Annotated in this window: 9 protein-coding genes and 1 pseudogene; 2 read left to right on the plus strand and 8 right to left on the minus strand. The window is 42.0% G+C overall.

Features of this window, described 5'->3' with window-relative positions:
- The 8 genes and pseudogenes from FTU91_RS14205 to FTU91_RS14240 form a co-directional block, all read right to left on the minus strand.
- Positions 1–129, minus strand: a pseudogene (locus FTU91_RS14205) (IS982 family transposase); the annotation flags it as partial.
- A gap of 525 nt (positions 130–654) precedes the next feature.
- On the minus strand, positions 655–1,092 hold the full coding sequence (locus tag FTU91_RS14210) for a 2-amino-4-hydroxy-6-hydroxymethyldihydropteridine diphosphokinase (protein WP_180082583.1): 438 nt from the start codon (positions 1,090–1,092) through the stop codon (positions 655–657).
- Complete coding sequence (gene folB, locus FTU91_RS14215; RefSeq protein WP_180044268.1) at positions 1,049–1,429, minus strand: dihydroneopterin aldolase; 381 nt, start codon at positions 1,427–1,429, stop codon at positions 1,049–1,051. The genes FTU91_RS14210 and folB overlap by 44 nt, the downstream gene beginning before the upstream one ends.
- Before the next feature lie 123 nt (positions 1,430–1,552).
- Positions 1,553–2,851, minus strand: coding sequence for an AarF/ABC1/UbiB kinase family protein (locus tag FTU91_RS14220; protein ID WP_180082585.1), 1,299 nt, complete (start codon positions 2,849–2,851; stop codon positions 1,553–1,555).
- 58 nt (positions 2,852–2,909) lie between these two features.
- Complete coding sequence (locus FTU91_RS14225; RefSeq protein ID WP_180082587.1) at positions 2,910–3,683, minus strand: HesA/MoeB/ThiF family protein; 774 nt, start codon at positions 3,681–3,683, stop codon at positions 2,910–2,912.
- A 133-nt stretch (positions 3,684–3,816) separates the two neighbouring features.
- A complete protein-coding gene (locus tag FTU91_RS14230) occupies positions 3,817–5,463 on the minus strand; it encodes an AMP-binding protein (protein ID WP_180082589.1) in 1,647 nt (548 codons plus the stop codon).
- Positions 5,464–5,703: 240 nt separating this feature from the next.
- On the minus strand, positions 5,704–6,840 hold the full coding sequence (locus tag FTU91_RS14235) for an acyl-CoA dehydrogenase family protein (RefSeq protein ID WP_180082591.1): 1,137 nt from the start codon (positions 6,838–6,840) through the stop codon (positions 5,704–5,706).
- Positions 6,841–7,082: 242 nt separating this feature from the next.
- The gene (locus tag FTU91_RS14240; protein ID WP_180082593.1) at positions 7,083–7,853 is read right to left on the minus strand and encodes a 3-hydroxyacyl-CoA dehydrogenase; all 771 of its coding nucleotides are present in this window, start codon (positions 7,851–7,853) and stop codon (positions 7,083–7,085) included.
- Between the two features lie 156 nt (positions 7,854–8,009).
- Between FTU91_RS14240 and FTU91_RS14245 the strand changes: the two genes are divergently transcribed.
- Both FTU91_RS14245 and FTU91_RS14250 read left to right on the plus strand, forming a co-directional pair.
- A complete protein-coding gene (locus tag FTU91_RS14245) occupies positions 8,010–9,029 on the plus strand; it encodes an AraC family transcriptional regulator (protein ID WP_180082595.1) in 1,020 nt (339 codons plus the stop codon).
- A 213-nt stretch (positions 9,030–9,242) separates the two neighbouring features.
- Positions 9,243–9,596, plus strand: a complete 354-nt coding sequence (locus tag FTU91_RS14250; protein WP_180044280.1) for a hypothetical protein — start codon at positions 9,243–9,245, stop codon at positions 9,594–9,596.
- Positions 9,597–9,758 lie beyond the last annotated feature (162 nt).

The raw sequence follows: 9,758 nt of genomic DNA on the forward strand, positions 1-9,758 counted from the left end.
GGATAAGGTTGCTAATCGAATTCGTTTACGCTTATTTTCCTGCTTGAGAAATTGCCAATAGATAGGTTCAAATTTCTTAAAAAAATCATCAATAACACAGAAGATTTCTGTAAAATCAAACATGGTGATTAGAGTCTTTGGTTTGTGTAGTAACTTTCTAAATGGCTCTAACCATCTTTTTTTCAAGCGGTTTTCTTATCCGTAATTCGGGTTATTTACCGCTAAACAGTCCTTAGAATAAGAAAACGCAACTTTATAGGTTGCGTTTTCTTATAGGATGATTGGCACTTCCCCATAGATCTCACTTACCACAAAATAGCATCTAGATTGTAATACTGTAGGTGGTTTTTTTGGGGAGTGAGTTTTCTATTACATTAAACTTAATCAGCTTTATACAACATAATTTTTTATTTTAAATTAATAACTTATCATTAATACAAAAACCAACGCTTCACCAACTGGGCTTTTTGAGAATTGATCACATTTCGCATCTCATATTCGATTATTCTTATAATTTCAATAACTTAAACCACAAGCACTCATCTTTCACTCAATTTTTATTAGCTGATTAAAAAAATTAAGTCATCAGGTTGATCTTAATTGCTTAGGCTATTTTTAATCAGCTAAATTCGCTTATACATGTGCGAGTGAATTTTAATTTATCCAATTGACCACGGGAAATTGATGATTTTCATGCTGAAAGTCGCTACTTTGCCAAATATCCCGCATTGGTATTTTAACATCTAGAGCTAATGGCAACTTTTTAGGATTAAACTGCATGTGCTGTAAATCCTTTCCCCAGGCAATTAAATCCATATCCAATGAAATTTGATGTGAAGGCCGTACCCGACCGGAATCGGCTTCCATTCTTTTTAATAATGCAATGATATCATCCACCGACATTACAGCTTTTAACAAACACGCCGCATTCCAGTAATCCTCCCCCACCGCATCACGACATGGAATCACATAAATTTGAGAGAATTGAACCTCTCCCAAACCAGAGATTTGTTTCATAGCGTTTTGAAAATGCTGTTGGGGATGACAATTACTCGCCAGAGCTAAGGCGAATATCGTTTCGGTGGCGTTCAAGACGAATTCCTACAGAATTTGCTTGCGCGATAATGGCAGGCTTACGGATGGTAATCATAATCGATTCTACTGTGGGAAAGGTAGTAAAAAGCGCATTTAGCACAAGTTTTGCTGCATGTTCAATCAATTCAGGCTTGGCTTCCTGAATGACTTTGGCAGAAATCTCGCAAATTTCAGCGTAATTTAGCGTATGTTCCAGCTGATCCGAATTGGAAGCCTGTTCCAGACTGGTCTGGATGGTCATATCCAGCATTAAAGGCTGCATGATTTGACGTTCCCAATTGAAACATCCCACCACTGTTTCAACCTTTAAACCTTCAATGATAATTGCGTCCATGTTTGCCCCTTAACTGACTTTGATTTTTTAATTCCCCTTGCGAAACAATGTTTCTCATCCTTTGAAAAAGGAAAAGTCCCTCTTTTATAAAGAGGGATTTAGGGAGATTATCTCAATAATGACTTAGTTTTTTAACAACACATTTGGGTCAAGAGTCTGCACCATTTGCAATCTCTGGTCTGCATAGATATCGGTATATGGTGCAAGGATGCGCATAAAGCGATCGAAATACAGCATTTGCTTAAACAGCAAGGCAAAGTCGCGCGGGAAGCGAATGCCATGACGCTCGCCCACTCCCACCATATCCATCATGATGTCGTTTAAATCGGCAGGATTGGAAGTGAGTAACTCTTGAGGATCAGCCAAAAGGACACCACTGAACAGACGTTCTAAGTCAGCCGCCAAAACTTGAGTATCAATTTTCTTGTCGGTCATGCCCATTTTCAGCATGTTTTCAGCCATCAAGGTGTAATCGGTTTTTTGCAGCGCATCCATGAAGGCAATACAAGCCGTCCAGACTTCAGATTTTAGCTGGCCCACAATACCAAAATCGATAAAACCGACCCGACCATCTTCAAGCAGCATCAAGTTTCCAGCATGCAGGTCTGCATGGAAGCTGTTACACATCATCAAGCTGCCAAACCAGGTATTCATGGCGGTAATGAGCACCTGAGACGGGTCTTTAGCCACCTTTTTTACCACATCAAAATCGGTCAATGGCACGCCATATAAGCGCTGCATGGTGAGTACACGGCGGGTTGAGTATTGATGATAAACTTTCGGTGCGGTAGCTTTCTGGTTCTGCGTTATATTCAGATAATTGACAAAATCATCCAGGTTTTGCGCTTCTTCAATAAAGTCGACTTCGCGTACCATACGAGTTTTAATTTCCTCGACAATATCGGCAAGTGATGCAAATTTCACCTTCGGTACGGCTTTTTCCAAAAGCTTGGTGGCCCAGTGCAAGACATTCAAGTCGGTATACAGGATAGTTTCTACGCCCGGTTTTTGCACTTTAATAACAACATCTTCACCAGTCACGAGTTTGGCTGCGTGAACCTGTGCAATAGAAGCCGAGGCTAAAGGCTTTTCATCAATGGAAGCAAAAATTTCATCTAAATTTCGACCTGCAAACTCAGAGGCCAATACGCCTTGTACATAACTAAAAGGCAATGATGGGGTCTGATCTAAACAGCCCTGAAATTCTTCCACATATTCACGTGGAAACAAGGAAGGTGTGCTGGCAATAAACTGTCCAAGCTTGATATAGGTTGAACCTAATGATTCAAAAGTTTCACGCATCAGCTTGGCGTTACTTGGTTTTTCTGTGGCGTATTTAAAGCCTGCTTTTGCTGCAATGACAGCCGTTTCCCCGACACGGGCAACTGAACGCAGGCCATCTAACCAGATATTGTTTTTCATAATGTCAGCTTAGAATTAAATTATAGCGAGTGTAGCAAAAAAATATGCGCTTGCAGGTCTATCTTGCCTGACAGATTGGACAATCTGTATCTTTTTCGAAAGCAAGTAGACGTTGTTTCATGCTTAATCCATCCCAGAGCATCAGTTTTTGCTTCAGCGGTGTTTTGCCCAGCCCCAAGTAGAGTAAAGTATGATGCGCCTGCAAACTCGCCATAACATTCGGAGTCGTAGCTAATACGCCTGAATCTGCACAGCGCAGGTTTTCATTGGCATGCTGTTCTTTGGGAAATAGACATTCATAACAGGCAGATTCGCCTTCTACCATAAACAGCTGTCCCTGAAAACCAATCGCTGAAGCACTGATTAAAGGTACATTGAATTGCTTGCAGCTTTGGTTGACGAGATAACGTGTGGTGAAATTATCACAGCCATCTAAAACCAGATCTTGTGCTGAAATTAATGCTTCTGCATTGCTCTCGTCCAGTTTTACAGTTTGTGATTCAACACAGATATGCTGATTGATCTGTTGTAATCGCTTGGCCAGTATTTCAGCTTTATAGAAACCAATATTTTCTTCTACATAGGCTATTTGCCGTTGCAGATTACTCATTTCAATGGTGTCGGCGTCGATTAAAGTGATTTTCCCCACACCTGCTCGAGCGAGCAGTTCAGCTGTAGTACAGCCAATTCCACCACAACCGACAATCAGGACATTGGCCAGTTTCAGTTTTTCCTGGGCTTCAATGTCCCAGCCATCCAGCAGAATTTGCCGGCTGTAAAGATGCATTTCTTCATCGCTTAACTCTAGGTCCATGTCGAGTGATTGGGTCACTTGCTTATCCTGTCTATTACTTGTGTTTGCTTAAATCTGACAGCCATTATAGTTCAAAATGAATTTTGCATAGGACTAAAAAAAAGCACCCTTTCGGGTGCAAGAGCATGAAACTTAAAAAAACGAAAAAGGTTTAACTGACTTTCTGAATTCCTTGCATGTTGGCAATTTCCTGCTGCTTGAGTAAATTGCGTTGAATTTTACCACTCGTGGTTTTAGGTAAACCTTCGACAAATTCGATTTCTTTAGGATAGGCATGTTTAGACAAACGTGAACGCACATATTCCTGAAGTCTATGGCTTAACGCATCCGAAGCCGCAAATTGCGGTTTAAGCACCACAAAAGCTTTCACCACCTCGGTACGTTCCGGGTCTGGCTTGCCAATGACTGCAGATTCCAAAACCTCGGCACATTCCAGTAAAGTACTTTCCACATCGAAAGGCCCCACACGATAGCCTGACGTTGTAATGACATCGTCAGCACGTCCGATAAAATCCACCCCACCCAGTTCATTTAATTTCACCGTATCACCAGTTAAATAATAATGCCCAACGAATGATTTACGGTTATTGCCGCCATAACCTTTAAACCAGGTTAAAGGTGATTGCGAAAAATCAATAGCCAAGGTGCCAATACCGCCTCTTTCCACTTCTTCATGGTTTTGATTCAAGACCACAAAACGATGACCCGGGTTGGCAAAACCTGCGGAACCGACTTTCTTTTCATGGTCCAGAGCATGATGATTGGCAATCACCATCCCCAGTTCAGTCTGTCCGTATTGATCATAAATATTCACATTCAGGTCATGATTAAACCAGTGAATCACTTCTGGGGTTAATGGCTCACCGGCACTACTGACGGCACGTAAATGCTCTTTAATCGATGGATCAAATTTTTCCTTAAATCCAAAGAACATCCGAAATGCGGTTGGTGAACCGGTCAAATTACTGACTTTATGCTTTTTAATGATCTGCACGGCGTTGTCTACACTAAAGGCACGTTCATCCATAATAATGCTATGCCCCAAACTTAAAGGTCCGGTAATGCCGTAATACAAGCCATAAGCCCAACCCGGATCGGCCAAATTCCAGAAAGAGTCTTCTTCACGCAAATCCACCGCGTGGATCATATAGCCTTTAAATGCCAGCAGCGCCTTTAAAGGAACCTGCACCGATTTTGCCAAACCTGTGGTTCCTGAGGTAAACATCATCAGGAAATCATCTGCAAAAGTCTGCATTACCGGTTCAAAAGATTCTGACTGTTGCGCCAGTTCTGTCCAGAAATCGGCATCTGCATGACTTGAAGCATCGCCTGGATGGACTGTTAGAATATGAGGGACAGTGATACCGTTCAGTTTTGAGCGTTGTTCTACATTGGTGACAATCAATTGGGTTTTGGCAGTATTGATCCGGTGCTCAATGGCTTTGGACTCAAAAGCAGTAAACAATGGCTGATAAATTGCACCCATGCGCCAGGTGGCCAAAATGGTAATCAGCAATTCAGGCGTACGCGGCAATAAACCGGCAATACAATCCCCTTCTTTTAAGCCAATCGAGCTAAAATAATTTGCCAATTTTCCTGAAGCTTCTGCCAGCTGTTCAAATGTCCATTCGGCAGATTCGCCATTTTTGCCTTCCCAGATTAAGGCCGTTTTATTTAAACCGAGATAACGCTCGCAACATTCAACATAGGCATTGACTGACTCAGCCGTACCGACCAGTTGCTCTGCAAGAAAATCATCAAAATTAAACTCTTGATATGCTTGTTGTAGTGTCTTCATGACGACAACCTCTCATCCGTTATTTTATAAACAAAGCTCGTGCTTTGCTGATCCATTTTGCTTATTGTTCTGACTCTAAAAATACCAAAGCTGATTCAGCATCTTTAAGTTTTTTACTTCACAGTTGACTTAGATAACCATGATTTCCCAGCTCCTGCAATTTCCTTATCCATCAGAAAATGTGCAGGATTTGAACACCGACTAAAGTCTAAAATTTAGCCATTTAAAGCTTTAGCCGGTTTAGATTTTAGTCACCTCGCGTGCAATGACCAGGCGCTGAATATCCGAAGCTCCTTCATAAATCTGGCTAACCCGTACATCACGGTAAATCCGCTCTACTGGAAAATCTGACACATAGCCATAACCGCCGTGAATCTGAATGGCATCGGAGCACACTCGCTCCGCTATAGTAGATGCAAACAGCTTGGCCATAGAAGCCTCTTTCAGACATGGCAGACCTGCATCTTTTAAAGTTGCTGCATGGAAAATCAATTGTCGTGCCGCTTCAATCTGCGTGGCCATATCTGCCAGACGAAATGCAACCGCCTGATGCTGCACAATCTCTACCCCAAATGCTTTACGCTCATTGGCATATTCCACAGCGGCATCGAGTGCAGCCCGTGCCATGCCGACGGATTGTGCGGCAATCCCTATTCGGCCGGATTCCAGATTGGATAAAGCGATCTTGTAGCCTTCTCCTTCCTTGCCAAGTAAGTTTTCAGCAGGAATATGGCAATTTTCAAAAATAATGGTGGCGGTATCGGAACAATGCTGTCCCATTTTTTCTTCCAGACGCGAAACAATATAGCCTTCCGTGTCTGTTGGAACCAGGAAACAGGAGATGCCTTTTTTCCCTGCGGCTTTATCGGTCACGGCAAATACAATCGCCACTTGGGCATGTTTGCCTGTGGTAATGAACTGTTTGGTGCCATTCAATACCCATTCATCTCCATCACGTTCTGCCTTACATTCCAGTGCACCGGCATCGGAACCGGCTTGCGGTTCGGTAAGACAGAAACATCCAAGCCATTCACCTGTAGCCAGTTTGGTAAGATATTTCTGTTTCTGTGCTTCCGTACCGTAACGCTGGGTAATGCCACACGGCAAAGAGTTTTGCACACTGACAATGGTAGAAATTGCGCCATCACCTGCAGCAATTTCTTCCAAAGCAAGCACCAGCGAAACATAGTCCAAACCCGCACCGCCCCATTGTTCGGATACGGTCATGCCCAAAGCACCCAGCTCACCGAGTTCTTTCAGTTCTTGTGCGGGAAATTGCGCAGTTTTATCACGTTCTGCAGCAGTAGGTTTTAACTTGTTTTGCGAATAATCCCGCAACATGTCCTGAACCATCTTTTGTTCGTCATTTAAAATCATTGAGCTTCCCTTTCTATATCTATTTTATTCACTTCAAACTTTTTAAAAGTGACTGTATCTGGAGTACATGATGGCGACATGGATGTCGCCTGTGAAACTGAGATACAGGGATGTATCTTCAGTTTCACAAAGGATTTTTGTTTCTTTTGATCCCTCAAAAGAAAATGAATGCTTATGCAGAGCCTTTAAACTCGAGTGGCAATTTGCAGCTGTATATGTCTTTATTTCAAGAAAAACCTAACTTATTTAGGCTGCATACGAATCGCGCCATCCAGACGAATCACTTCACCATTCAAATAGGTATTTTCAAAAATATGCCCAACCAGATGTGCAAACTCTTCCGGCTTGGCCAAACGCGGTGGAAACGGCACCATTTGCCCCAAAGCCTCCTGCACATTCTGCGGCATGGCTTTCAGCATTGGTGTTTCCATAATGCCTGGTGCAATCGTCATCACCCGAATCGCCTCACGCGCCAGTTCACGCGCCAGAGGTAAAGTCATGGACACCACAGCACCTTTAGAAGCAGCATAAGCCGCTTGCCCGAGTTGTCCTTCAAATGCAGCCACTGAAGCAGTATTGACAATCACCCCACGCTCTTCTTCACCTGGCTGCAATTGATATTTCGCCATCAAACTTGCCGCAAAACGAATCATGTTAAAAGTACCACTGACATTGATATTCAATACTTTCTGGAACAGACCCAGATCATGAATGCCATCACGACCCAACACTTTGGCAGACGGTGCAATCCCGGCACAGTTCACCAGACCATTTAACTGACCGTACTGCTGCTCAATATTTTCAAAGAAAACTTTGACTGCATGCTCATCGGTCACATCCAGTTTGACAAAGACCGAATGCTCACCCAAGCGCTGCTGCATTTCCTGACCCAGCTCCTGGTTCATATCCACCATAATCACCTGAGCGCCCTGACCCACCAGATAAGTGGCTGTGGCTGCACCCAAACCCGATGCACCGCCTGTCACGACAAATACTTTTCCTTGAATTTTCATTTTTTGTTCCTGTTAATTATTTGAATAAACACTCGACTTAAGATGCAGAGTAAAGGCAGTTCAGCTAGAGTACAATTTCCAAACCTTGCATCTTTTATGATGGATTTGGACAATCCAGGTCACGGTAGTAAAAATACGGAATATGGACATCTGTACATGAATGAACAAGACTTAAATTACAGTAAAGGCACGATCTCGATCAGTCTGGTGCATGAAGCGCTTTTATCTGCCCAGCATCAGGGATTGAACACGCAAAATATCTTGCTCAAATCCGGTATTCCTGTTGAGTTGCTGCATTCCAGTAAGGCTCGCGTTTCAGTTTCACAATATGCCCAGCTCTGGACCGAACTGGCAGATGTCATGAATGACGAGTTTTTTGGGATGGACAGCCACCCAATGCGGCGCGGCAGTTTCAAACTGTTATCCCAATCCGTCATGCATGCCGAAACCCTGGAAAAAGCCCTACAGCAAATTTTGCAGTTTTTAAATCTGCTACTGGATGATTTTATCAGTCAATTGTCTGTGCAAGAAAACTATGCCTATATTGTGATTTATGAACAGAAACACACCAAAAGAATGTTCAGCTATGCCACCTATTTAATGCTGATTCATGCTTTGATGTGCTGGTTAAGCGGACAACGGGTCTTACTGAACCAAATTCAGCTCAAATGTGATGCACCACTGGATGATCAGGACTATAAAGTCCGTTTTTGTGAAAATATTCAATACAATAGCCATGAAAACTATATCCAGTTCGATGCCAATTATTTAAATATTCAGATCAAACAGGACAAACAGTCATGGCATCAGTTTATTAGACAAACACCGCATAACCTGCTGGTGCGCTTTAAAAATCCACATGCGATTAGCTCGCAAATCCGTAAACATTTAATGAATGTTCCACCTGCTGAATGGTTAGAACTGAATGAAATTGCCCAGCGCTTAAATATTTCGGATGCCACTATGCAAAGACGTTTAAAAAGCGAAGGTGTCAGCTATCAACAACTTAAAAATGATATCCGGCGTGATACAGCTATTGAATTTCTGACCAAAACAGAGAAAACTTTGCAACAAATTAGTGATGAACTCAGCTTTCACGATCCGAGTGCATTCCATCGTGCTTTCAAAAAATGGACCGGCGTCAGTCCCGGGGCTTATCGGCAAAATAAGGAGTAATAAATTCAATATAAGCCATAAGAATATAGCTGCTTTTCTAAAAATTTAATAATTCTTTGCTTTTCATTGACTTAAAAAATGATGCATTTTTCGTCTGAATTTATTTGCAAAAAGAGACAAAATAGATTACTTTTCAACCAATTTAAAGGCATATTTTTATGCCCCCTCTGCTGTAATCTCCCTGTTAAATCACCTTATATTAAAGGTTCTGACATGCTTAAAATGATTGATGTACTAGAGCAAAGCTTGGTGCAAAATTTTACTCATTCTCTCAATTCTCACACCAGTCAATTTGATGAGTTATTCAATCAAGGTATTTTAAATACTGCTGATTCTGCACTTCAAAATGTGGTGGTCAATTTCTTCAATCGTGCAGATGCTATTGAATCAGCTCAGGCACTGGATATCAGTGCTGATCGTATTCAAGCTTTACAAACTGGCGTAGCTTTAAAAGATGAGCAATATCTTGCAGATACAGCAAAAATTGTGGCACTTTGTTTAGCCCTTGAAACCGATGCGCTTGCACACTTGGACATCTCTGATGGTTTACAAGATTTTCTAATATAAATCTAAAACCTATTAAAAAAAGCGACCCCAGTGAGCACTGCTGTCCCATAGTTTGCTTTAAATAAAAAAACCTGAGTCCTAACAGTTAAAATATGAGTGCAAACAAACACTTTAACGACCAGGATTCAGGTTTTGTCACATCAGAATACCGTATTTCATGAG

The sequence above is a fragment of the Acinetobacter sp. YH12201 genome (genome assembly GCF_013418145.1).
In the GTDB taxonomy this organism is placed as follows: domain Bacteria; phylum Pseudomonadota; class Gammaproteobacteria; order Pseudomonadales; family Moraxellaceae; genus Acinetobacter.